Below are 24,463 nucleotides of genomic sequence, written 5' to 3'. Positions count from 1 at the left end.
TTATCACCCCTCGTCACCGGTGCAATGCGCTGCGCTTATTGCACCCTACCGCGAGGGTTATCAGGGAGTCAGCTCCCCACGCAGGGACTGCTGCATCAACTCGCGAATGCGGTGGGATGGCAAGTCCTGACTCAGCAGGAAGTGCAGCTTGGTGAGCGCCGCTTCGGCGGTCATGTCAAAGCCCGAGATCACCCCGGCCCGCGACAGGGCATTGCCGGTGGCATAGCCCCCCATATTGACCTTGCCGTGCAGGCACTGGCTCAGGTTGACGATGATGACGCCGCGGGCCGAAGCCTCGGAGAGCAGCGCCAGCATGGCCGGGTTTTGCGGCGCATTGCCGACCCCGAATGACAGCAGGATCAGCGCCTTCACCGGCTGTTGCAGGATATTGGCGATCACCTCACTGGAGATCCCCGGATAGAGGGTTACCACGCCGATGGGCTGGGGGGTGATGTCGTGCAGCACCAGCGGCCGCTCGGACGGCACACCCAGCTCACCCGCTTCCAGCGAGATGGCGATCCCGGCATTTAGCAGCGGCGGATAGTTGGGCGAATCGAAGGCGTGGAAGCCATCGGCGTGCACCTTCTTGCTGCGGTTGCCGCGATAGAGCTGATTGTTGAAGAACAGCGTCACCTCGTGGATCGGGTAGTTGGCCGCGATGTAGAGGGCGTTGAGCAGGTTCTGCTGACCGTCGGAGCGCAGCTCGGCCAGCGGGATCTGGGAGCCGGTGATGATGACCGGCTTGTGCAGATCTTCCAGCATGAAAGAGAGCGCCGAGGCGGTGAACGACATGGTGTCGGTGCCATGCAGGATCACGAAACCATCGTATTTCTCGTAGTTGTCACGAATGTCTTCGGCGATGCGCTGCCAATCCGCCGGGGTCATGTCGGAGGAGTCGATGAGGGGCGCATACTCGTGGATATGGTAATCCGGCATCTCGGGGCGGTGGAACTCGGGCATCCGCGCCAGACAGTCTTCCATAAAGCCCGCCATCGGCACGTAGCCGTGATCGGAACGCTGCATCCCAATGGTGCCGCCTGTGTAGGCAATGTAGATAGACTTCTTCACACCCTCTCCTCTTGATGAAGTGAACACCGCCAAAACATGAACCATGTCGGGGTGAACCACAATGTCAACGCCCGCCAGCGCCTCTGCGTGCAGCGGAAACCGGCGAATTATAGAGACTGACGCCCCAAATGACAGCCGTTCCATGCACCCTTTTCGGCTTTTCTGCCCTCTACCTACATAGTGTTAAATATCACAATAAACCACTAAAACGAGCATTAATACGACAAAGATGGAATTAAACGATGCTTTTTGCTACAATCCGCCGGATTTTACTAAAATCTCATCTGGATGCCTGAGCATTTCAGGCCCGCACAAGCCCCATCTTTCCTGGGGCGGGGAGATGTTTCCCCTTCTTTGCTGGCACATAAGCCACACTGTTTTCATCCCGGCTGAATCTGTAAGTCTTTTGCTATGAAAGACACAGCCAATCAACATGGGAGTACTGAATGTTACAACTTGATTCCTACGCAACGCTGGTCGCTGCCACTCTGGTATTGCTGCTTGGCCGGGTGTTGGTTACCCGAGTCGGGCTGCTGCGTACCTTCAACATCCCCAAACCGGTAGCCGGCGGCCTGGTGGTCGCGCTGGTACTGCTACTGCTGCGCTCCACCCTGCAAATGGAGCTGCAATTTGATACCAGTCTGCAAACCCCGCTGATGCTGGCCTTCTTCGCCTCCATCGGTCTCTCCGCCGATCTCGCCAGCCTGAAACGCGGCGGCAAGGCGGTGGTTACCTTCCTGATGGTGGTCACCGGCCTGCTGCTGGTGCAAAACAGTCTGGGTGTCGGTCTGGCTACCCTGCTCGGTCTGGATCCCCACATGGGGCTGCTGGCCGGCTCCATCACTCTCTCCGGCGGCCACGGCACCGGAGCGGCCTGGAGTGCCACCTTCTCCGAGAAGTACGGCGTGCAATCCGCCGCTGAGCTCGCCATCGCCTGTGCCACATTCGGTCTGGTGCTGGGCGGCCTGATTGGCGGCCCGGTGGCTCGCTATCTGGTGAAGAAAGTGCAGGTACCCGGTGAGGAGCACAATCAGGATGAGGCCCCCCAGGGCTTCGAAATGCCCGACATGGAGCGCCCCCTCACCACTTTCAGCGTCATCGAGACGCTGGCGCTGATCGCCATCAGCCTCAAGGGCGGCGAGCTGCTCTCCGCCTCGCTCAAAGGGGGCGCCTTCGAGCTGCCGATCTTCGTCTGCGTGCTGTTTGTCGGCGTGCTGCTGCGCAACGTCCTGACCCTGTTGAATTGGCATGAGGTGAGCGATCGCGAGGTCTCCCTGCTGGGCAACGTCAGCCTGTCGCTGTTCCTCGCCATGGCGCTGATGAGCCTGAAACTGTGGGATCTGGCCAGCCTGGCGCTGCCCATTTTCATCCTACTGGCCGCCCAGACCGTGGCGATGGCGCTCTACGCCATCTTCGTCACCTTCCGGGTCATGGGCAAAAATTACGATGCGGCCGTGCTGGCGGCAGGTCACTGCGGCTTTGGCCTGGGGGCCACCCCGACAGCCATCGCCAACATGCAGGCCATCACCCAGCGCTTCGGTCCCTCCCACCTGGCGTTTCTGGTGGTGCCCATGGTGGGCGCCTTCTTTATCGACATCATCAACGCCATGGTGATCAAGCTGTTTATGGCGATGCCATTCCTGTAATTCCCTTTCCGTCAGACGTATATGATCAGAGCCCACCTTTCGGTGGGCTCTTTGTTTGTTATCGACTCGCCAGCTGACGCAGGGGCACGTACCCGGCACCAGGATGACCCGCGAGCAACTCAGAAAACCCGAAGTCCCCACATCCCGCACTCCTCCGAACAACAAAAAGCCCCGCACTCGACAGAGGGCGGGGCTTGTTTATCTCAGCCGGAACAGGCAGTGAGTTGCACCTTACAGGATAAAGGTCGACACCTGCTGGTTCAGGTCAGCAGCACGCCCTTTGAGGCTGTGGGCCTGATCCAGATCGCGCATGGCGGCGGCGGTGATCTCGTCACTCACATCCTTGATAGCGGTGGTGTTTTGGGTGATCTCGCCGGTCACCTGAGTCTGCTCCTCGGCGGCAGTGGCGATCTGACCCGCCATGTCGGAGATGAGGGAGATGGCGCTGGTGATCTCTTCCAGCGCGCGCACCGCCTGATCGGCATCCTGCACACTATTGTCCGCCAGCCCCTGACTGGTCTGCATCAGGCTCACCGCGCGGGCGGTGGTCTGTTGCAGGGTCTCGATGGTGGACTGGATCTGCTGGGTGGAGTCCTGAGTACGGCGAGACAGCACACGCACCTCGTCAGCCACCACCGCAAAACCACGACCCTGCTCACCAGCACGGGCCGCTTCAATGGCCGCGTTCAACGCCAGCAGGTTGGTCTGCTCGGCAATCCCCTGAATGGTGGAGAGAATGCTGGTAATGGCCTGCGCGTGACGGCTCAGCTCGCCGATCACCTCGGTCGCCTGCCCCACCTCTTCAGCCAGACCATTGATGGACTGGCGGGTCTTGTTGACCAGCATCTTGCCCTGCTCACTGCTCTGGGCAGATTGCTGGGCAGCGGCGGCGGTGTTCTCGGCGTTGCCGGCGATCTCCATGGTAGCGCTCGCCATCTCGGTGACCGCCGTGGCGACCATGGTCACCTCCTGCTGCTGACGCTGCAGCTCGTCCACCGCGGCCTGGTTGGTCACCAGACTGCGCTCGGCATCGGCGTTCAACTCGTTGGCCAGCTGACGGATATTGCCGATCAGCTGATGCTGGCTGCCGACGAAACGGTTGAAGCTGTTGGCCAGTTGTCCCACTTCGTCGTTGGCGTCGATCTTGATGCGCTGGGTCAGATCACCGTTACCATCGGCAATGCGGGCCAGCGCCTGGGAGACCTTGGTGAGCGGGCCCAGCAGCATGCTGACCAGCCAGGAGATAGCGAGGATGCTACCCACCAGCACCAGCAGCGCCATCCCCAGCTGGGTCATCAGCAGGGAGGAGAGCGGCGCTTCCAGCGCGGCCTTGTCCAGCACCAGCACCAGTTCCCAATCCGTGTCGGGGATATCAGCCGCCCACAGCAGCTTGTCGCGACCTTCGCTGTCAAAATAAGCTGGTACCAAATCCTTGCTCGACTTGCTCTGCTCGATCAGCGCATTGGTCAGATCGTTGTCGATCTCGCTGGCCGGTTTCATCGCCTTGGCGGCATCCTTGTAGGCGATGATGGTGCCATCCTTGTGCATCATGATGGCGAAACCGTCGGCAGGCAGCTGCATCTTGGTCACGTCTTCCACCAGCGAAGCGATGGAGAGGTCACCACCGACTACCCCGCCAGAAACAGGCTGGGCCAGGGTCACCACCATGATGTTGTAAGCCACGTCGAGATAGGGTTTGGTGACAATCAGGCCACCTTTGCTCATCGCCTCCTGATACCAGCCACGGGAGCGCGGGTCGTAGCCATCGCGGTTGATGGAGGGATCGGAGTCATTCATCTTGCCACTGCTCTCACCGAAATAGGTGAGCTGGAAACGGCCGGAAACTTGTGCCTGTTGCAAGGCATTGAGGGGTTCGGCACCGGCCTTGTTGCCGAGCGCCTGGATCACGTCGCGACGGGCTGCGAGCCAGTCGCTGACACGCTCGGCCTGCTGGGAGCCCAGCCGTTGCAACTGCTCCTGGCTGCCTTGCAGCAACAGGGATTTCTGGCTGCTATAGCTCTGCCAGGAGAGCAACAAAATCACCAACGAAAGGGCGATCACCACTGACAACAGTATCTTCTGCTTGAGTGACAGGTTTTTCATCATGTGTTCTTCTTATTGAGGTGAGGAGCGGGTTTTTCCCTAAATTGCACAACACTACACGTAGTCATTAGCGACCCGAATGGCCAAAACTGAACCTGAAAATGGGTCGGCGGGCGATATTTTCTACCGAGGTGGAGAAAAGTGCACCAGAAATTGACGGCATGAGCCGCACAAGCCAAGGCAACCCTGTTTATTCCTTCCACAATTGGCTAGAATATCCCGTTTTTAAATCACATCGACCCTGAGAGTTTTCACGATGTTCGAAGTTAATCCCGTATTAAATAAACTTAAGGAGCTGTCTGAGCGGACCGAGCTTCTTAGGGGGTACCTTTGACTATGACGCCAAGAAAGAGCGTCTAGAAGAGGTCAACGCCGAGCTGGAACAGCCGGACGTATGGAATGAACCCGAGCGCGCACAGGCGCTGGGCAAAGAGCGCGTCGCGCTGGAAAACGTGGTCGGCACCATCGACACCCTGACCCAGGGCGTGGATGACGTCGAGATGCTGGTGAGCCTGGCCGTGGAAGGGGAAGACGAAGAGACCTTCAACGAAGCCATCGCCGAATCCGAACAACTGGAAGCCAAGCTGGTGGACCTCGAGTTCCGCCGCATGTTCTCCGGCCAGCACGACGGCTCCGACTGCTATATCGATATTCAATCCGGCTCCGGTGGTACCGAAGCGCAGGATTGGGCCAACATGGTGCTGCGCATGTACCTGCGCTGGGGCGATGCCCACGGCTACAAGCCCGAGCTGATTGAATGCTCCGAAGGCGACGTGGCTGGTATCAAATCCGCCACCATCAAGTTCACCGGCGAATATGCATTCGGCTGGCTGCGTACCGAAACCGGCGTACACCGTCTGGTTCGCAAGTCCCCGTTCGATTCCGGTGGCCGCCGTCACACCTCCTTCTGTTCTGTGTTCGTCTACCCCGAGATCGATGACGATATCGATATCGAGATCAACCCGGCGGATCTGCGGATCGACGTCTACCGTGCCTCCGGTGCCGGTGGTCAGCACGTTAACCGAACCGAATCCGCGGTGCGTATTACCCACGTTCCGACCGGTGTCGTGGTACAGTGCCAGAACGACCGTTCCCAGCACAAAAACAAAGACCAGTGTATGAAGCAGTTGAAAGCCAAGCTCTACGAGCTGGAAATTCAGAAGCAGAACGCTGAGAAACAAGCCCTGGAAGAGACCAAGTCTGATATCGGTTGGGGCAGCCAGATCCGTTCCTATGTGCTGGATGACTCCCGTATCAAGGATCTGCGCACCGGCGTCGAAACCCGTAATACCCAATCGGTGCTCGACGGTGACTTGGACAAGTTTATCGAAGCCAGCCTGAAATCAGGTCTGTAAACAAGCAGGAATCACCATGTCTGAACAAACCATCACTCCGGAAGTCGACCAAACTCTCGAACTCAACAACGAGATGACCGAGCGTCGTTCCAAGCTGGCCGCCCTGCGCGCCCAGGGTAATCCTTTCCCCAACGACTTCCGTCGCGACAGCCTCTCTGGCGATCTGCACGCAGAGTTCGACGACAAAAGCGCCGAGGAGCTGACGAGCCTGGGTAAACGGGTGAAGATTGCCGGTCGCATCATGACCCGCCGGATCATGGGCAAGGCTTCTTTCGCCACCCTGCAGGACATGGCCGGCAAGATCCAGGTCTACGTCACCCGTGACGACCTGCCGGAAGGTTTCTACAACGAGCAGTTCAAGAAGTGGGATCTGGGCGACATCGTGGGTGTCGAAGGTACCCTGTTCAAGACCCAGACCGGTGAGCTCTCCGTTCACGTTTCCGATATCCGCCTGCTGACCAAGGCGCTGCGTCCGCTGCCCGAGAAGCACAAAGGCCTGACCGACCAGGAAGCTCGCTGCCGCCAGCGCTACCTGGATCTGATCGCCAACGAAGAGTCCCGCAAGACCTTCATGATCCGCACCCAGGTGGTTGCCGGTATCCGCAAGTTCTTCAACGAAAAGCGCTTCATGGAAGTGGAAACCCCGATGATGCAAGTCATCCCGGGTGGTGCCTCCGCGCGTCCGTTCGTCACTCACCACAATGCGCTGGACATCGACATGTACCTGCGTATCGCTCCGGAGCTCTATCTGAAGCGTCTGGTGGTCGGTGGTTTCGAGCGTGTCTACGAGATCAACCGCAACTTCCGTAACGAAGGCATCTCGGTGCGTCACAACCCCGAGTTCACCATGATCGAGTTCTACATGGCCTACGCCGACTACATCGATCTGATGGACCTGACCGAAGAGCTGCTGCGCACCCTGGCGCAGGACATTCTGGGTGACACCAAGATCCGTTACGCCAAAGAGGGCGAAGAGGGCCTGACCATCGATTTCGGTCAGCCGTTCCAGCGCCTCACCATGGTCGAGTCCATCCTGAAGTTCAACCCGGATGTAACTCTGGACGATCTGGCTACCCTCGAGAGCGCCAAGGCCGTTGCCAAGCGTCTGCACATCGAGCTGATGAAGGGCTGGGAGCTGGGCCACGTGATCACCGCGATCTTCGAAGAGACCGTGGAGCACATGCTGCTGCAACCGACCTTCATCACCGAGTACCCGGCCGCCGTTTCTCCGCTGGCCCGCCGCAACGACGTGAACCCGGACGTAACCGACCGCTTCGAATTCTTCATCGGTGGCCGCGAGCTGGCCAACGGCTTCTCCGAGCTGAACGATGCAGAAGACCAGGCCAAGCGCTTCCAGGATCAGGTTGATCAGAAAGAAGCAGGCGACGACGAAGCCATGTTCTACGACGCCGACTTCGTCACCGCGCTGGAACACGGCCTGCCGCCGACTGCCGGTCAGGGTATCGGTATCGACCGTCTGGTAATGCTGTTCACCAACAGCCACACCATCCGTGACGTCATTCTGTTCCCGGCACTGCGTCCGCAGAAGTAAGGTTCATGCCCGCCGGGATCCATCCCGAGCGCGATAGCTTGAAAACGCCCCGCAACAGCGGGGCGTTTTTCTATCTTCTTTACCGCTAAATCACTTTATAAATTCAATAATGGAATAAAGAAGATATTTTTATTCTTTGTTGTTATCCAACACGCCCTTTAATCTGGCCAAAAATCAGACCATGGAAGACGCGTGTGATGCAATTGAAGGATTCCCCATTCAACCTCTCCCCCCTCTCTGACGAGCAGCAACGTCAGCTGGGTCAGGTAATCTCGACCCTCAATACCCAACAACTGGCCTGGGTGAGCGGTTATCTCTACGGCCTCTCCCAGAGCGGTCACCAGAACGTTGCTGCCAGCGCCGCCGTGGCTGCGCCCAGCGGCAGCCTGACCATTCTCTACGGCTCGCAGACCGGCAATGCCAAAGGTGTCGCCAGCACCATCAAGGCGCAGGCCGAGGCCCGTGGCCTACCCGTTACCCTCGCGTCGATGGCAGACTACAAACCCAAGCAGCTCAAGAAAGAGAGCCTCCTGCTGGTGGTAGTGAGCACTTACGGGGAGGGTGAACCGCCGGAGAGCGCCGTCGACCTCTACGACCAGCTGAAGAAAGGCAAAGTCGGCAAACTCGAGGGCCTCAAGTTCGCCGTGCTGGGGCTGGGTGACAGCTCCTACGAATTTTTCTGCCAGACCGGCAAAGATTTTGACGACTTCCTCACCAAAGCGGGGGCCGAGCGCATTCACGAACTCGCCAGCCTCGATGTGGATTATCAGGATGCCGCCAGGAGCTGGGGCGAGCAGGCCATCAATGCCATTGCCGCGACGCTCTCCACCGGAGCGACCAGCAGCAGCGTGGCCAGCGCGGTGCAGCAGGCAGTTGGTCACAGCCAGTACAGCAAGGAGAACCCCTTCCCTGCCCGCCTGTCGGTCAATCAGAAGATCACTGGCCGGGATTCCACCAAGGATATCCGCCATATCGAGATCAATCTGGCCGACTCCGGCCTCACCTATCAACCGGGTGATGCCCTCGGAGTCTGGTTCGACAACGATGCAGAACTGGTTAATGAAGTGCTGGCCCTGACCGGCCTCTCCGGCGATGCAGCCACGGCTCACGGCACCTTGCGCACCGCCCTGTCCAGTCACTTCGAACTGACCCGGCTGCACGGCGGCTTTATCATAGGGCTCGCTGACATATCGAATAATGCGGCGCTGAAAGATCTGGCTGGCGACAAGGCCCAGGTCAATGCACTGGTGGCCTCCGCTCAGGTGGTGGATGTGCTGAAACGCTTCCCGACCGCCCTCACGGCCGAGCAGCTGATCGGGTTGCTACGTCCCCTCACCCCGCGCCTCTACTCCATCGCCTCCGCCCAGAGCGAAGTGGAAGAGGAGGTACACCTGACCGTCGGCGTGGTGCGCTATCCACAGGCAGACGGCACAGTGCGCTTTGGCGCCGCCTCCTCCTATCTGGCGGATCGGCTGATTGAGGATGGCGAGGTGCGGGTATTCGTCGAGCACAACGACAACTTCCGCCTGCCTGCCAACCCAGATACCCCCGTCATCATGGTGGGTCCGGGCACCGGCATCGCCCCGTTTCGTGCCTTTATGCAGGAGCGGGAAGCTCAGGGCGCAGAAGGCAAGAACTGGCTCTTCTTCGGCAACCCCCACTTTACCCAGGATTTCCTCTATCAGGTGGAGTGGCAGCGTTATGTGAAATCGGGGCTGCTGTCGAAGATCTCCTTGGCCTTCAGCCGGGATCAGGCCAACAAGATTTATGTGCAGGACCGCCTGCGCGAGGCAGGGCTTGAGCTCTACCAGTGGCTGGAAGCAGGCGCTCACTTCTATGTGTGTGGCGACGCCAACAAGATGGCCAAGGATGTGCAGGAGGCCCTGCTGGATGTGATTGCCGAACATGGCCACAAGAGCCGTGAGGAAGCAGAAGAGTATTTGAGCGAATTGCGTCGTGCCAAACGTTATCAAAGGGATGTCTATTGATGAGCAAACAACCTGTCTTGCAACAAAAAGCCGGTCCAGTCGAAGGGCCGCTGGCCGACAACGAGCGCCTCAAGCGCGAAAGCAACTTCCTGCGCGGCACCATTGAGCAGGATCTGCAGGACCCGCTCACCGGCGGCTTTAACGGCGACAACTTCCAGCTGATCCGCTTTCACGGCATGTACCAGCAGGATGACCGCGACATCCGCCCGGAGCGCGCTGCCCAGAAGCTGGAGCCGCTGCACAACGTCATGCTGCGTGCCCGCCTGCCGGGTGGGATCATCACCCCGGCCCAGTGGCAGATCATCGACAAGTTCGCCGAAGAGCACAGCCTCTACGGCAGCATCCGCCTGACCACCCGTCAGACCTTCCAGTTCCACGGGGTATTGAAGCGCGACATCAAGCTGATGCACCAGACCCTCAACAGCACCGGCATCGATTCCATCGCCACCGCTGGCGATGTAAACCGCAACGTGCTCTGCACCAGCAACCCGGTGGAGTCCGAGCTGCATCAAGAGGCCTACGAGTGGGCCAAGAAGATCTCCGAACACCTGCTGCCCAAGACCCGCGCCTACGTGGAGATCTGGCTGGACGGTGAAAAACTGGGGCAGGACGAGGAGCCGATCCTGGGCTCCAACTACCTACCGCGCAAATTCAAGACCACTGTGGTGATCCCGCCTCACAACGACGTGGACATCCACGCCAACGATCTCAACTTCGTGGCCATTGCCGAAGGTGGCAAACTGGTTGGCTTCAACGTGCTGGTGGGCGGGGGCCTCGCCATGACCCACGGCGATACCAGCACCTATCCGCGCAAGGCGAGCGATTTTGGCTTTATTCCGCTCTCTCACGTGCTGGAGGTGGCGGCCGCCGTGGTCAGCACCCAGCGCGACTGGGGTAACCGGGTAAACCGCAAGAACGCCAAGACCAAGTACACCCTCGAGCGCGTCGGCGTCGAAGCCTTCAAGGCCGAGGTGGAGAGCCGCGCCGGCATCCAGTTCGGGCCGGTTCGTCCCTATGAGTTCACCAGCCGTGGCGATCGCTTCGGTTGGGTCGAGGGGATCGACGGCAAGCACCACCTCACCCTGTTTATCGAGAATGGCCGCCTGCTTGACTTCCCGGGCAAGCCGCTCAAAACCGGCATGCTGGAGATCGCCAAGGTGCATCAGGGGGATTTTCGCCTGACCGCCAACCAGAACCTGATCATCGCAGGGGTGCCTGCCAGCGAGAAAGCCCGAATCGAAGGGCTGGCGCGCCAATACGGCTTGCTGGATGATGGCGTGAGCGAGCAGCGCAAGCAGTCCATGGCTTGTGTGGCCCTGCCCACCTGCCCGCTGGCGATGGCCGAGGCCGAGCGCATGCTGCCAGCGTTTGTCACCGACATCGAGGGCTTGCTCACCAAACATGGGCTGGCGGATGACGCCATCATCTTCCGGGTCACCGGTTGCCCCAACGGCTGCGGCCGCGCCATGCTGGCGGAAGTAGGTCTGGTGGGCAAGGCGCCCGGCCGCTACAACCTCCATCTGGGGGGCAATCTGGAGGGGACCCGCATTCCGCGCCTCTATCAGGAGAACATCACCGAGCCGCAGATCCTGGCCGAACTGGACGCGCTGATCGGCCGCTGGGCCACCGAGCGCAATCAGGGTGAGTGCTTCGGCGACTTCGTGATCCGGGTTGGGGTAATTGCCCCCGTTATCGATTCTGCGAGGGACTTCTATGCCGCTTAATCTGCCGCTTAATGTCACTGAAGATGGCCGCCTTGACCTGCAGGTATTGCTGGCCCTCGGCCGTGAGGAGCAAGTCGAGGCACTGGTGCCCCTCAACCGGGAGCTGGATACCATGAGTGCCCCCGAGCGGGTGCGCTGGGCCCTGGCCAATCTGCCGGGGGAGCATGTGCTCTCATCCAGCTTCGGCATTCAGGCGGCACTGATGCTCCATCTGGTAAGCCGCGAGCGGGCCGACGTGCCGGTAGTGCTGACCGATACCGGTTATCTCTTCCCCGAGACCTACCGTTTCATCGACGAGCTGACCGAGCACCTCGCGCTCAACTTGAAGATCTACCGGGCCGAGCTCAGCCCTGCCTGGCAGGAGGCTCGCTTCGGTCTCCTGTGGGAGCAGGGGGTGGAGGGGATCACCCGCTACAACCAGCTCAACAAGGTGGAGCCGATGGACCGCGCCCTGCGTGAGCTGGGGGCCCAGACCTGGTTCTCCGGCCTGCGCCGGGAGCAGTCCGGCAGCCGTGGCAAGCTGCCGGTGTTGGGCATCCAGCGCGGCCGCTTCAAGTTCCTGCCGGTGATCGACTGGAGCAACAAGGATGTCTTCTACTACTTCAAGGAGTTCGACCTCCCCTACCACCCGCTGTGGGAGCAGGGTTATCTCTCGGTGGGCGATATCCACACCACCGCCAAGTGGGAGCCGGGCATGAGCGAGGAGCAGACCCGCTTCTTCGGCCTCAAGCGCGAGTGCGGTTTGCACGAGGAAAATGGCGAGAACGACGGCTCAGGCATCTAATCCCGTCTTGAAAACCCAACAGAACAACAAGGGCATCCGAAGATGCCCTTGTTGTTATTTGCCCATTAGCATTTGTCCGTCAGCGGCGCTGCCAGGTCTCGAAGCTATAGGGGTGCGGGTTCTTCTCATCGGCAGGGTGGCTCTCGCACTCAATCCGTTGCCACTGGCCATCATCAAAAGCAGGGAAACGGGTATCTCCCTCCGCCGCCAGATCGATTTGCGTCAGATAGAGGCAATCCGCACTCGGCAACATCTCGGCATAGAGATGACCACCACCGATCACCATCAACTCCTCCACCAAGCTGCCTGCCAACAGAGCCAGCGCCGCCTCGACGGAGCCCACCACCTCAATGCCCTCGGCCTGATAACCGGGATTGCGGCTGATCACCAGATTGCGCCGTCCGGGCAGCGGTCGACCGATGGATTCGAAGGTCTTGCGCCCCATCAATACCGGTTTACCGAGGGTGACACGCTTGAAGTGAGCCAGATCGGCAGGCAGATGCCAGGGCATCTGGTTGTCCTTGCCGATCACCCTGTCGTGGGCCATGGCGGCAATCATGGAAATCTTCATGGGGCCTCTCACCGTCTGTCAGATTATGGGGCGGTTACGGTACACGACCAGAGAGGGGATCGCCAAACCGAAACTGAGGGCACCGACGATAAAGAGCGCCTTGAGGCCGTTCTCCACCGCACTCTGGATCAACTCCATGGTCACGCCGTTGATGTTGAGCTCCACCACCGCAATCATGGTCTTGAAGGCATAACTGCCCGGGATCATCGGAATGATGGAAGCAACGCTGAACACCGGACGCGGCGCCAGCAGACGGCGAGACCAGTAGACGCAGACAAAGCCGACCGTGGTCGCCGCCGCCAGCGTCGCCCACTCGATGGGCATACCATAGTGGATCAGCAAGGTACGCAGGCTGTGGGCCAGCGCGCCGCCCATGGCGCAATACTTCAGCATCCGTGGTGGCACGTTGAACAGCATGGCAAACCCCACCGCCGGAATGGAGGACCAGAAGGCATCCTTGGCCAGTAGCCAGAGTAAGTCCATCATACTTTCCACCCCCAGATACCGGTGACCGACATGGCCAAAATGATACCTATGGCGGCGCTGATGGTCAGCAGGGTCGCGGTCCCCCAGCGGGCCAGCCCCATGTTGAAGTAGCCCTTCACCATGTCGGAGACCGCATTGATCAGCGGAAAGCCCGGCACCAGCAGCAGCACGCTAGCCGCCATGGCGAGATAGGGCTGGTCACCCCAGTTAAAAAAGGTGGCGCTGGAGGAGAGCAAGGTGGCAATAAAGCCGGTGGCGGCAAAGTTGATGAGCGGGCTATGGTGATGGCGGGCCATCAGCTGGCGCCCCCGCATCGCCACGGCAGACGAGAAACAGGTCACCAGGAAGATGGGCCAGTCACCGCCGAACAGCAGGCTAAAGGCACCACAGGAGAGCCCCACCATGGGGACCACCAGCCAGGGGTGATAGTGAAAGGGGACGATGGCCTCGAGCCGCTGGCGCACTTCACGGGCACCGATCAGCTCTTTTTCCGCCATGATGCAGATCCGCTGGATCTCGCACACCACCTGCATATTGATGCCATGTTCGCGCACCCGCCGGGTAGTAGTGACGCAACCCCCCTGATAGAGGCTGGTGAGCACGATGGCACTGGAAGAGATGGCCATCTCGACACTCTCCAGCCCCAGCGCCATCCCCAACCGCACCGTGGTCTGCTCGATGATCCGGCTCTCCGCCCCGAACTGGGCCAACATCTGACCCACCTTGACGATAATGCGGGTGATCTCTGTCTGTTGCTCCCGCGACAACACCCGTCTTGGTGTGATACTTCTCATAATCCCTTCGAGTCGTAGCAATAAAAATTTCGGCCATATTAGCCTAACTTTTACTGTTATTCATCCACCCCTATCACAACCTGACTAATTAGTTATTACAAGAAAGAGAAAAGAGGTTACATCACAAATACATTACGACTAACATTAAAAACCATAACAATCAGGTCGCCAGGAATCCCCTTTATTATGGCCTCACCGATTTGGCTGAAATATCAACCAAGGGGGTTATTGCAGATTATTTACGACGTCGATAGTCCGCCAGATGGATTATTTTACCACTGCCATCGCTTTCAGGCGGAGGGTCCCCCTCTTCCCTGAACTGGCTCATTTCGCTGCGCATCAAATAAAAAGATTCCCGCATCATGTTGGTAATCCGGATACAGCTATCAAGATTGTTTTTCGCCAGACGGCGCTGACCATCAATCTTGAACTGCAACCCGCGCAGACGGCGCCGCTGATCGGGGCTCGCTCGGGCCATCAACTGGTCGATCTGCTGCTCCAGAATCGCATCCAGCCGGGAGGGCTCACTCGCGGCCAACTCCTTCAGGGTGTCAAAATCAGGCAACTCCATATGCCCTCCTTGGCGACTATTGCTGGCAACACACTGCGGTACCACACCATCACGTCCCAGCCATATAAATCTGTATATACGACGCGGCTAAAAAGGGTTCAATCCATCCACTGGCGACTAAACCGGACAATGGTCACTACGAGGGTGTCTATCTATTTTAATTGTGTTTGGAAACAAGCGATTGTTTTTAAGTCAGGCGAGATAAAACACTTATACATTTTAGGTTGTGATTTTCTGTTTTTTATTGCAAATAAAAATCCGGGGGGCCTTATTTTGCTTCATTCGACACTTTGTTCTTCCCTCACCGACCCGCGTCATCTCCTGACGGTTTAACATATCTCACTGATTATGTTATTTTAATTGCCACTTTTATCGGACATTCAAGAGCAGACCATGAGCAAGGCAAAAATCGGTATCGTCACCGTCAGCGATCGCGCCAGCGCGGGTATCTATGAAGACCTCTCCGGCAAGGCCATCATCGACACCCTGAACGCCTATCTGACCTCGGAGTGGGAACCTGTCTATCAGGTGATCCCCGATGAACAGGATCAGATTGAAGCGACCCTGATCCGGCTGGCGGATGAAGAGCAGTGTTGTCTCATCGTCACCACAGGCGGCACCGGCCCGGCCAAGCGGGATGTCACGCCGGAAGCGACCGAGGCGGTATGTGATCGCATGATGCCGGGCTTTGGCGAGCTGATGCGGGCCGAATCCCTCAAGTTTGTGCCGACCGCCATTCTGTCGCGCCAGACAGCCGGACTGCGCGACGACACCCTGATCGTCAATCTGCCGGGCAAGCCCAAATCGATCCGCGAGTGTCTGGATGCAGTCTTCCCCGCCATCCCCTACTGTATCGATTTGATGGAAGGGCCGTATCTTGAGTGCGATGAAACTGTCATCAAGCCATTTCGGCCGAAAAAATAGCAAAGCCGACCATAAAAAATAATGGCGAGCCACGGCTCGCCATTATTTTTAGCTCATCTGTTCGTGCAGACAAAATGCATCGATTATTTGCGGCCGAATACTTTTACGCCCGCTTTGCTGCGCTCTGAATTACCGTACACTTCGATTTTTTTCACACAACGGCGCGAGCCCAGTGATTTCCACTCGGTCTCTTTATCACTGCTCATTTCCCGATCGAAACGAATGGTCTTGGTACGATCACCACCATAGGTCACCACCACCCGATCCAGGGTCAAATCACGCTCCGCCTTCACCTTGATATATTTGGTCTGACGGCAAATCACCAAAGGAATTGTCGCACCATGATCACCGGCTCCCAGTAAAATAGTCCGCCCCAGCGTGAACTGATCGTCACCGGCATGGCTGGCTGACGCCACCACCAGCAAGACTCCACCCAGCAAGCTGCGTGCAGAAAAACGGGAATTCCAGATAGACATCAAGGACATAACACCTCCAATAAAAAATGGAGTGTGATGATAAGGGTTAAACCATAACGGAAGCTGTATCACGGCTGAATTTGCTGCAAATGTGCTTGGAAAATCCGAGAAAAAAGCGCGAATTTTCGGTAAAAATGAGAAGAGCCGCAGATAGCGGCCCTTGCGGCAAGAGAGCGCTTAGCGCTCCATGATTTGGGTCACGTCATCTTTCTTGATCATCACCTCGCGCCCTTCATGATCGTAATAGCGATACATGCCGGTACTCTCGTCCAGCTTGGGCTTGCTCTCTGTGGTGATCATCTTGCCATCCTTGGTGCTCATGATGTATTGGGAGCTGCATGCCACCAGCCCCAGGGCGCACACCAGGATCATCATCAGTTTTTTCATTGCGGCCTCTTCTGCGATCATCCTCACCACGAGGATGTTTCTTGAAGCCTAGTTCAATCGCACGGCACGGGATGACGCGATGAGCAAAGCGGGATCGCCGTCAATAATCAGCGACTTAGCCTCGCTATCTGGCCGGGTGGCGAGCGCAATGAAAAAGGCCGGACATCTCTGTCCGGCCTCTTCTTTTCAGCGCCAGCGCGCAATCATGACTTGGCTGGCTGACGCTCACCGGTCACGGTCGGGTTCTTGGGATCCATGCTCCACTCGTACCAACCGCCGTCGTAGACGCTGATCTGTTTCCAGTCCATCAGCCAGGCGTAGAAAAAGGCCTCGGAGGCGCGCCAGCCGGTACCGCAGTAGAACGCAGCCTGCTGGGTTGGCTCGATGTTCCACTGGTCCCACATGGCGAGGATCTCTCGGGCCGGCTTCATGGTGCCGTCCGGGTTGTGGAAGTCGCTCATGCTGTTGGCATCGACGCCACCATGACCCCATTTGGCCCCCGGGATATCGCCCTTCGGCTTGATGTAGCTGTAACCTGAGGTGTTGCCGACAAACTCGTCCCAGGTACGCACACTGACCAGCGCGCTATCGGGCTGCTTGAGCAGCTCTTTCGCCTGACTTAGCGTGGTGTAGTACTCGGGGTGAGCGGGAATGGCCACGCCAAACTCCTTCACCGGCTCATATTTGTTGGGCAGACCGGTTTCGGTGCGCAGGTGCTGGATAAACCAGGCATCCAGACCACCGTCCAGCAGGCGCACATCTTCCACCCCCGCATACATCATCAGGTGCGCGGCACGGGCAGCCGCCATGGTGTTGCGACCATAGAGGATAACGGTGGTGTCGTGACGGATGCCATTATCCAGCAACAGCTTCTTGAGCGCTTCGTCAGAGACCTTGTTCCACAGCGGCTCCTCTTCGAGGCTGTTGGTATCGATATAACCGGCCCCCGGGATGTGGCTGATGAGGTAGGCCTTGGGTGAACCCCAATCCACTTCAAACAGCTTCCAGTCACCCTTGGGCGCCGCGGCAACCGACTTGCCCTCTTGCAGATCCGCCAACCAGCGCGGATAGACCAGCTGCTGCCAGCGTGCCAGCGACTCGCGCGGTGCGGCTTGCCACCCTTGCAGCTCGAACAGCTGCTTGATCCCCTGCTTGCGCAGCAGACGTGCCACCTCGGCCACTTCGCGGGACGCGCCGTAGAGGGCAACCGGACGATCGGCCTTCAGCCCCTTGATCTCGAGCGCCTTTGGCCACTCTTCATCGCTGTATTTCCACTCGGCAGAGAGGTTCTCGGCGCCCGCCACATGGCCGCCCTGCTTCTCCCCTTCCATCGGCCACCCCTGATAGAAGTAGCTGGCGCGGGTATCCAGGATGACAGCCTGTTTGGCCTTGGCATCGGCCAGCGAGAGCGGTGGCAACTCCCCTGCCACGGCGGGCAGGGCACACCAGAGCAGTAAGGTCGCCAGCACGGCCTGCAGGAAGCGAAGATGTCGTTTCATGGTGATTTCTCGATTCATAGTGAACAAGGTTAAAAAATGGAGCGACCCAGCCGCTCGGCCAGCAGCTCCAGCGCCGCCGTGCCCGCCAGCGAGTTGCCAGCTTTGTTGAGCTCGGGCGACCAGACACAGACGCAGAGCTCGCCCGGGATCAGGGCAATGATACCGCCGCCGACACCCGATTTGCCCGGCATGCCGACCCGATAGGCAAAATCGCCCGCCTCGTCATAGAGGCCGCAGGTGGCGAGCAGGGCGTTGACCTGTTTGGTAGTGCGAGCAGGCAGCAGCGGCACGCTCTCGCCCAGTGGCACACCACGGTTGGCCAGATAGATGAATGCCCGCGCCAGATCGACGCAGCTCATGCGGATGGCACAGGCATTGAAGTAGCTTTGCAGCACCTTGTCCACTTCGTTTTCGAAGTTGCCATAGGCCTTCATCAGATAGGCGATGGCGGCGTTGCGGGCAGAGTGCTGATATTCGGAGCGGGCGACCACCTGATCCGCCATGATGGCCGGATTGCCGGAAAGGCGGCGCACAAGCTCAAGGGTACGTTGACGCGGCGCAGTGAGGCGGGTCTCCAGCAGATCGCTCACCACCAGCGCCCCGGCATTGATAAAGGGGTTGCGGGGGATCCCCTGCTCGAACTCGAGCTGAACCAGCGAGTTGAAGGGCTGGCCGGAGGGCTCCTTGCCAACCCGGGCCCAGATCTCCTCCTCCTGATAGAGAGTGAGTGCCAGGGTCAGGCTCAGGGCCTTGGAGATACTCTGGATGGAGAAGGGTTCAAAAGCGTCACCGGCGGTGAACAGCTCCCCCTCGACGGTACAGACTGCGATACCAAGCCGGTCGGCCGGCACCTGCGCCAGCGCAGGAATATAGTCGGCCACCTTGCCGTGCCCCAGCAGCGGGCGCACCTCTTCCAGAATGCTGGCCAGTAATTCGGATGACAACACCATAAGCAATAAGCGATTCCATGACTAAAACAGCGGTGGAGATCCCATCCCCACTGACAAAAATCCCGCCAGTGGCGGGATTTGTCTATCTGACTGCGGCAGGCAGTCGACACCGGCTCGCCTGCCACAGCGAGTCTGGTATCAGGCGGGTTCGCCGTACCAGAGGTCGAACAGTTCGGTGACCACGACAGCTTCCATCCCCTTGCCTTCCAGCCAGGATTTGACGGCGGCACGGTCTTCTTCGCTGCACTTGCCCAGCTGCTGGGTGCAGATCATCCCTTCCCAGGCCAGGTGGCCGGAACCGGCGAAAGCCAGTTTGCGGGGCTCGATCACTTCATCGATCATCGCATCGACTACGGCATCGATGGTCTCTTCGGCAGTGCCGACCGGGAAGTTGAAACTGATGTCGAAACCCATTTCCTGGAATTCATCGACGCGCAGTTTCTTGCGCAGGCGGCGGCTACGATTGGCCATGATAGCTCCTCAAGTTAGTTGATACGCTAGGTGTGTTGACGTGCCAGCTTAGCTGACACGCTTGAAAATCAGATCCCAAACCCCGTGCCCCAGACGATGGCCACGTTGTTCGAATTTGGTCAGCGGACGCCAGTCAGGGCGCGGCACCCAGTTGCCGGTGGCTGAGGTGTTCTCGTAACCCTCGGCGGCGCTCATCACTTCCAGCATGTGCTCGGCATAGTTTTCCCAGTCGGTGGCCATGTGGAACACGCCACCGATGGCCAGCTTCTGGCGAATGTCCTGAGCAAAGGCCGGCTGCACGATGCGGCGCTTGTGGTGACGGCTCTTGTGCCAGGGATCCGGGAAGAAAAGCTGCAGGCAGGAGAGTGAACCGTTCGGGATCATGTGCTCCAGCACCTCGACCGCATCGTGGCAAATCACCTTCAGATTGGTGACCCCCGCTTCCTGAGCGGTACCCAGACAGGCGCCCACGCCCGGGGAGTGTACTTCGATGCCGATGAAGTTCTTCTCGGGGGCATTCTTGGCCATCTCGACCAGAGAGGCGCCCATGCCAAAGCCGATCTCCAGCACCACAGGTGCTTCACGGCCAAACAGTGCGACCAGATCGAGTTGCTTTGGCTCGAAATCGATGCCCATGACCGGCCAGAGCTCTTCCAGGGCCTTCTCCTGCCCTTTGGTCAGGCGGCCTTCGCGACGGACAAAGCTGCGGATCTTGCGCATGAACTTGCCGTCTTCGTTAAATACATCTTGGGTCACAGGCATAATGGTCTCGTTATTTCATCAATCCGGGTAATACATCTGGTGTCCGATCCCGCCGGGGGATCGCTTGCGGCCCGCTATTTCATCGCACCGCAAAAACAGGGGAGCGAATTATCCCAAGATGGGCCCAAGGCGCAAGTGTTTCGAGCAACAAATATTCCAGCCAGCAGCTCCCCTGCCCCCTCACTGGCATCACTACTCCGACTAACCGCCCAATATAATCCGCAGTAGAGCCAATCCAGCCCTTTTTTAGCGATTTTTGTGACAATCATTGCCTCATTTCTGAAATCTGATACAAACGGATAACCTGGCGGTCGAATGGAGCGACCGCCCACATGCCGAGAGAATTGCCTATGCAGCCGTTTTTTGCCCAGCGCTTCGAGAAGGTCGAGCCTTCCTTTATCCGTGAAATCCTCAAAGTTGCCGCCAATCCGGAGATCATCTCCTTCGCCGGTGGCCTGCCCAATCCCCACCTGTTCCCGGTCAAGGCGATCGATCAGGCCTGTCAGGATGTACTGCGCGAGCAAGGGGCTGCCGCCCTGCAATATGCGGCGACCGAAGGGTATGCCCCGCTGCGCCAATATATTGCCGACCGCTATCTGGTCCGCCACGGCATGCAGGTCAATCCGGACAACATCCTGATCACCAGCGGCTCCCAGCAGGCGCTGGATCTGCTGGGCAAGGTGCTGATCGACGAGGGGCAGGATCTCATCATTGAAGAGCCGGGTTACCTTGGCGCCATTCAGGCTTTCTCTGTCTACCAGCCCACCTTCAAGCCAATTACTCTCGGCGAAGCCGGGCTGGATCTGGCGGCGCTGGATGCGCTGTTGGCAAGCGGATCCAATGCCAAGCTGCTCTACGGCGTGCCCAACTTCCAGAACCCGAGCGGCGTCTCCTACAACCGAGCCAACCGCGAGGCGCTGGCGGAGCGGCTGGTGCGCCACGAGCTCCTGATGGTGGAAGACGACCCCTACGGCGAGCTGCGTTTCGAAGGGGAGCATCTGCCCCCGATTGCCAAGCTGGCGCCAAACAATACCGTGCTGCTCGGCTCTTTCTCGAAAACCGTGGTGCCTGCCTTCCGTCTGGGCTGGATGGTGATGCCGGACTGGCTGCGCAAGAAGGTGACCATCGCCAAACAGGCGACCGACCTGCACAGCAACGCCTTCAGCCAGCAGGTGCTGCACCGCTTCCTGATGGATAACTCCCTCGATACCCATCTGGAGAAGATCAAGGAGGTCTATGGCCGTCAGCGCGCCGCCATGGAAGCCGCCCTGACTCGTCACTGCCCGCCCGGCGTCAGCTACACCCGACCGGAAGGGGGCATGTTCCTCTGGCTGACTCTGCCAGCCCACATCAGTGCCATGGCGCTGTTTGACGAGGCGATCAAGGAGAAGGTGGCCTTCGTGCCGGGCGCCCCCTTCTATGTGCGACCCGAAATTCAGAACACCCTGCGCCTGAGCTTCTCCTGCGTCGATGAAGCGACCATTGAGGAGGGGGTCAAGCGGCTGGCTCGCGCCCTCCAGCGCATGCTCTGATCGTCAGACAAACGGTACCAACAAAAAACCAGCGGCGATCGCTGGTTTTTTTATGCTCTCCATTCAACCGTTCAGCCAAACAGGGTCTTGCAAAACTGCTTCATCGGGATGGGGCGGCTGTAACGATAACCTTGCAGATAGTCAACGTGGCGAGCCCGCAGGTAGTCCGCCTGCGACTGCTTCTCGACCCCCTCCGCGATCAGGATCAATTCAAGTCGCTTCGCCAGATCAATCACGTTTTCAACGATATGGCTGGAGAGTGCATCCGTGCCGATCATCTCCACAAAGCTCCGGTCAATCTTGAGTGCATCGACCTGAAACTGTTGCAGATAGGTGAGACTGGAGTGACCGGTGCCAAAATCATCGATAGAGATCAACACGCCCAGTTTGCGCAATTCGGCAAACATCTGAGCGGTTGTCTCATCGGCCACCAGCAGCTCCCGCTCGGTCAGCTCCAGCCCCAAATCAACGGGATTGTCCTTAAACGCGTCGAGAAACGCCTTGCAGTCAGTCAACAGGTCGAGATCTTGAAAGTGTTTGGCGCTGATATTGAAGCAAAAATGGAACTTGGCCGGCAACTTGCGGGCATAAGGGGAGAAGTGGTCGCGCACCTGCGCCATCAACAGGCTGGTCATAGGCACGATCAGCCCGCTATCTTCCGCCAGCGGAATAAAGCGATCCGGCGAGATCATCCCCTGCTTGGGATGCTGCCAGCGCATCAGCACCTCACAGCCACGCCACTGCTCATCCTCACCGGAGACCACCGGCTGCAGGTAGGGGATAAACTCCTCTTCGATCAACGCCCGCTTGAGCTCCTCCGCTGGTGAGCTGCTACGCCCCATCAGCCTGAAGGTGCCGAATCCAATCAGCAGCGCCAGCAGCGGAGAGAGGAACAAGGTATATCTGGAGTAGCGCCATGCGTGACTCCAGTAGTCATGCACCGTGACCCGGGTGACGACCTGATAGGGGAAATCGGCCGAAGCGAGGGCAATATAACCCTCTTCTGTCGGAGAGGGCGCCGCCCCGACCTGACCTGCTCCAAACAGAGCCCTCTGCCCCACCACCAGAGCCATCGGGGAGTTCTTGCTGGAGATCTCCAGGGTATTGCGCAGGTAGTAGCCATCTACACCGATCAGCACACTCCCCTTGTCCGTTTCATGACGCAGCACGATCAAGGGGCGATCCGGTGTGACCTCATTGCCTGGCAACAGTTGCAGCCTGCCATCCACATAACTGTCAGGATTGAAGGGGCCATCGTAGTCACCATAGAGCGAGGTGCAGTAGATGTGGCTGCCGACAGCCAGATTGGCGGAACGGACATCGGGCACAGTGGCCACCTGTTCGCGCAGCAGTTGTGCCGCCTCCTTGCAGGAGTGACCAAGCATCCCCTCCACATTGATGGCCGCCTGCCGGGCATGGCCGATGGAGCGATCAAACATCATACGGGCATGCTGCAACCGTGAATCGGCATCACGCTCTATCTCCGTCACCGTCTGCCAGATAACGGCAACAACCCCCAGCAGCAGGATCCCGCCCCCCATCAGCAGCGCCAACAGAATCCTCGAGTAAAGCTGGCGAAGTTTCAAACGACGAAATGGCATGGCGGCCTCTTTGATGCTCGGATGATGGGTGACAGCCTCGGTGGACAGGCGAAAAGGGTCGCCATAATAGCGATTGATCAACAAATCTCCACCCAACAAAAATCAATCAATTCAAACTATTGTTCAACAATATGTCGTAAGAAGAGGATAGAGTTAAAACCAGTCGAGTGAATAAAACATGCCAAACTCGTCCACTTGTTGCAGGAGGACGACGCCATTAGAGTAGAGCAAACGGCAGCAGGAGCGTGCAGCGATGAAGATTCTTATTACCGGAGGGACCGGCTTTATCGGCCGCAAGCTGGTTGCCCATCTCAAGGTCAATCACGAGGTCGTGGTATTGAGCAGGCAGGGGAGCCGCGCTTACTCCCTGCTCGGCCACGATATCAAGGTATTGGATAACCTCGACCGGCTTGATGACCTCAATGACGTGGATGCGGTGATCAATCTGGCCGGTGAACCTATCGCCGCCGGACGCTGGAGCGAGTCGCGCAAACAGCTGCTCTGCGATAGCCGCTGGCTACTGACCGAGCAGCTGGTAGATCTCATCAAGCTATCCAGCACGCCGCCCAAGGTGCTGATCAACGCCTCCGCCATCGGCTGGTATGGCAGACAGGGCACCGAAACCCTCGACGAGCAGTGCCGCTCTCCCAACGACGAGTTTACCCACCAGCTCTGCCAGCAGTGGGAGACCCTGGCGCAGGAAGCCCAGAGCCGCCAAACCCGGGTCTGTATCGTGCGGATCGGGCTGGTGCTTGGCATGGATGGCGGCGCCCTGCCCAAAATGCTCCCTCCCTACCGACTCGGACTCGGCGGCCCCATGGGGTCAGGCAGCCAGATGATGAGCTGGATCCATGTGCAGGATCTGGTGCGCGCCATGCTGTTCTTGCTGGATCACGAAGAGTGCAGCGGCATCTTCAACGGCACTGCGCCCCATCCGGTCAGCAACCGGGAGTTCAGCCAGACCCTTGCCACCACGCTGCACCGCCCGCACCTCTTTTTCGTGCCAGCCCCCCTGCTGCAACTGGTGATGGGTGAAGCGGCCGATCTGCTGCTGACCGGACAAAAGGTGATACCAGCACGGCTGCAACAGGCCGGTTTTCACTTCAGCTATCCCGAGCTGTCGAGCGCCCTCACCAATCTGCTGCGCGAGCCCCGCTAACTCACACCCGCTCGCAGCCTCCGCTCGTCAGCACCTCACATAGCAAGCAGCCCGGCCAAT

At 58.8% G+C, this 24,463-nt stretch carries 22 protein-coding genes; 9 read left to right on the top strand and 13 right to left on the bottom strand.

Features of this window, described 5'->3' with window-relative positions; translation table 11 throughout:
* Positions 1-60: 60 nt before the first annotated feature.
* Positions 61-1,068: an asparaginase gene (gene ansA, locus AB5Z05_RS13700; protein WP_005335195.1), complete on the bottom strand. Its 1,008-nt coding sequence runs from the start codon at positions 1,066-1,068 to the stop codon at positions 61-63.
* Positions 1,069-1,514: 446 nt separating this feature from the next.
* Here ansA and gltS point away from each other — a divergent pair, with 446 nt between their 5' ends.
* On the top strand, positions 1,515-2,714 hold the full coding sequence (gltS, locus tag AB5Z05_RS13695; protein WP_005348115.1) for a sodium/glutamate symporter: 1,200 nt from the start codon (positions 1,515-1,517) through the stop codon (positions 2,712-2,714).
* Between the two features lie 231 nt (positions 2,715-2,945).
* Here the strand turns inward: gltS and AB5Z05_RS13690 are convergent, their stop codons facing one another.
* Positions 2,946-4,817: a methyl-accepting chemotaxis protein gene (locus AB5Z05_RS13690; RefSeq protein WP_368151934.1), complete on the bottom strand. Its 1,872-nt coding sequence runs from the start codon at positions 4,815-4,817 to the stop codon at positions 2,946-2,948.
* Positions 4,818-5,073: 256 nt separating this feature from the next.
* Here AB5Z05_RS13690 and prfB point away from each other — a divergent pair.
* From prfB to AB5Z05_RS13665, 5 genes are all read left to right on the top strand, one after another.
* Positions 5,074-6,172 (top strand): peptide chain release factor 2 gene (prfB, locus tag AB5Z05_RS13685; RefSeq protein WP_100645262.1). Its coding sequence is split into 2 segments (ribosomal slippage): positions 5,074-5,148 and positions 5,150-6,172, totalling 1,098 coding nucleotides; the frame shifts between segments, so codons are not numbered across the junction.
* 16 nt (positions 6,173-6,188) lie between these two features.
* Complete coding sequence (gene lysS / locus AB5Z05_RS13680; protein ID WP_005335201.1) at positions 6,189-7,724, top strand: lysine--tRNA ligase; 1,536 nt, start codon at positions 6,189-6,191, stop codon at positions 7,722-7,724.
* 197 nt (positions 7,725-7,921) lie between these two features.
* A complete protein-coding gene (locus AB5Z05_RS13675; protein ID WP_368151932.1) occupies positions 7,922-9,712 on the top strand; it encodes an assimilatory sulfite reductase (NADPH) flavoprotein subunit in 1,791 nt (596 codons plus the stop codon).
* A complete protein-coding gene (gene cysI / locus AB5Z05_RS13670; protein ID WP_368151903.1) occupies positions 9,712-11,436 on the top strand; it encodes an assimilatory sulfite reductase (NADPH) hemoprotein subunit in 1,725 nt (574 codons plus the stop codon). Before AB5Z05_RS13675 ends, cysI begins: the two co-directional genes overlap by 1 nt.
* Positions 11,426-12,220, top strand: a complete 795-nt coding sequence (locus tag AB5Z05_RS13665; RefSeq protein ID WP_368151901.1) for a phosphoadenylyl-sulfate reductase — start codon at positions 11,426-11,428, stop codon at positions 12,218-12,220. The genes cysI and AB5Z05_RS13665 overlap by 11 nt, the downstream gene beginning before the upstream one ends.
* A 79-nt stretch (positions 12,221-12,299) precedes the next feature.
* Here AB5Z05_RS13665 and folA read toward each other — a convergent pair whose 3' ends face one another.
* The 4 genes from folA to AB5Z05_RS13645 all read right to left on the bottom strand — a co-directional run bounded on the left by folA (position 12,300) and on the right by AB5Z05_RS13645 (position 14,642).
* Complete coding sequence (folA, locus tag AB5Z05_RS13660; RefSeq protein ID WP_368151899.1) at positions 12,300-12,791, bottom strand: type 3 dihydrofolate reductase; 492 nt, start codon at positions 12,789-12,791, stop codon at positions 12,300-12,302.
* Between the two features lie 18 nt (positions 12,792-12,809).
* Entirely contained in the window at positions 12,810-13,277 is a 468-nt protein-coding gene (locus AB5Z05_RS13655) for a threonine/serine exporter family protein (RefSeq protein WP_026035076.1), read from the bottom strand.
* Positions 13,274-14,071, bottom strand: coding sequence for a threonine/serine exporter family protein (locus AB5Z05_RS13650; RefSeq protein WP_252656265.1), 798 nt, complete (start codon positions 14,069-14,071; stop codon positions 13,274-13,276). The genes AB5Z05_RS13655 and AB5Z05_RS13650 overlap by 4 nt, the downstream gene beginning before the upstream one ends.
* A gap of 235 nt (positions 14,072-14,306) precedes the next feature.
* A complete protein-coding gene (locus tag AB5Z05_RS13645; RefSeq protein ID WP_224969569.1) occupies positions 14,307-14,642 on the bottom strand; it encodes a DUF3135 domain-containing protein in 336 nt (111 codons plus the stop codon).
* A 393-nt stretch (positions 14,643-15,035) separates the two neighbouring features.
* On the opposite strand from AB5Z05_RS13645, the gene mog reads away from it, so the two are divergent.
* On the top strand, positions 15,036-15,566 hold the full coding sequence (gene mog, locus AB5Z05_RS13640) for a molybdopterin adenylyltransferase (protein ID WP_005354170.1): 531 nt from the start codon (positions 15,036-15,038) through the stop codon (positions 15,564-15,566).
* Between the two features lie 83 nt (positions 15,567-15,649).
* On the opposite strand, the gene AB5Z05_RS13635 is transcribed toward mog, so the two are convergent.
* From AB5Z05_RS13635 to trmB, 6 genes are all read right to left on the bottom strand, one after another.
* Positions 15,650-16,051 carry a DUF2541 family protein gene (locus tag AB5Z05_RS13635; protein ID WP_005348146.1) on the bottom strand — a complete coding sequence of 134 codons (402 nt, stop codon included), beginning with the start codon at positions 16,049-16,051 and terminating at the stop codon, positions 15,650-15,652.
* 168 nt (positions 16,052-16,219) lie between these two features.
* Complete coding sequence (locus AB5Z05_RS13630; protein WP_005335219.1) at positions 16,220-16,429, bottom strand: YgdI/YgdR family lipoprotein; 210 nt, start codon at positions 16,427-16,429, stop codon at positions 16,220-16,222.
* A gap of 203 nt (positions 16,430-16,632) precedes the next feature.
* A complete protein-coding gene (locus AB5Z05_RS13625; RefSeq protein WP_368151897.1) occupies positions 16,633-17,928 on the bottom strand; it encodes a sulfurtransferase in 1,296 nt (431 codons plus the stop codon).
* Between the two features lie 29 nt (positions 17,929-17,957).
* Positions 17,958-18,878: a glutaminase B gene (gene glsB, locus AB5Z05_RS13620; protein WP_368151895.1), complete on the bottom strand. Its 921-nt coding sequence runs from the start codon at positions 18,876-18,878 to the stop codon at positions 17,958-17,960.
* Positions 18,879-19,016: 138 nt separating this feature from the next.
* A complete protein-coding gene (locus AB5Z05_RS13615; RefSeq protein WP_033112740.1) occupies positions 19,017-19,349 on the bottom strand; it encodes a YggL family protein in 333 nt (110 codons plus the stop codon).
* Between the two features lie 48 nt (positions 19,350-19,397).
* Positions 19,398-20,111, bottom strand: coding sequence for a tRNA (guanosine(46)-N7)-methyltransferase TrmB (gene trmB, locus AB5Z05_RS13610; RefSeq protein WP_005335228.1), 714 nt, complete (start codon positions 20,109-20,111; stop codon positions 19,398-19,400).
* A gap of 350 nt (positions 20,112-20,461) precedes the next feature.
* Between trmB and AB5Z05_RS13605 the strand changes: the two genes are divergently transcribed.
* Positions 20,462-21,643, top strand: coding sequence for a PLP-dependent aminotransferase family protein (locus AB5Z05_RS13605; RefSeq protein WP_368151894.1), 1,182 nt, complete (start codon positions 20,462-20,464; stop codon positions 21,641-21,643).
* Between the two features lie 71 nt (positions 21,644-21,714).
* Here the strand turns inward: AB5Z05_RS13605 and AB5Z05_RS13600 are convergent, their stop codons facing one another.
* Positions 21,715-23,244, bottom strand: coding sequence for an EAL domain-containing protein (locus tag AB5Z05_RS13600; RefSeq protein WP_368151892.1), 1,530 nt, complete (start codon positions 23,242-23,244; stop codon positions 21,715-21,717).
* Between the two features lie 253 nt (positions 23,245-23,497).
* Here AB5Z05_RS13600 and AB5Z05_RS13595 point away from each other — a divergent pair, with 253 nt between their 5' ends.
* The gene (locus AB5Z05_RS13595) at positions 23,498-24,403 is read left to right on the top strand and encodes a TIGR01777 family oxidoreductase (RefSeq protein ID WP_139429343.1); all 906 of its coding nucleotides are present in this window, start codon (positions 23,498-23,500) and stop codon (positions 24,401-24,403) included.
* The last annotated feature ends 60 nt before the right edge of the window (positions 24,404-24,463 follow it).

Origin of the sequence: Aeromonas sp. R2-4 (assembly GCF_040908365.1) — a bacterium.
In the GTDB taxonomy this organism is placed as follows: domain Bacteria; phylum Pseudomonadota; class Gammaproteobacteria; order Enterobacterales; family Aeromonadaceae; genus Aeromonas; species Aeromonas veronii.
This window is presented reverse-complemented; position numbering and strand designations above follow the sequence as displayed.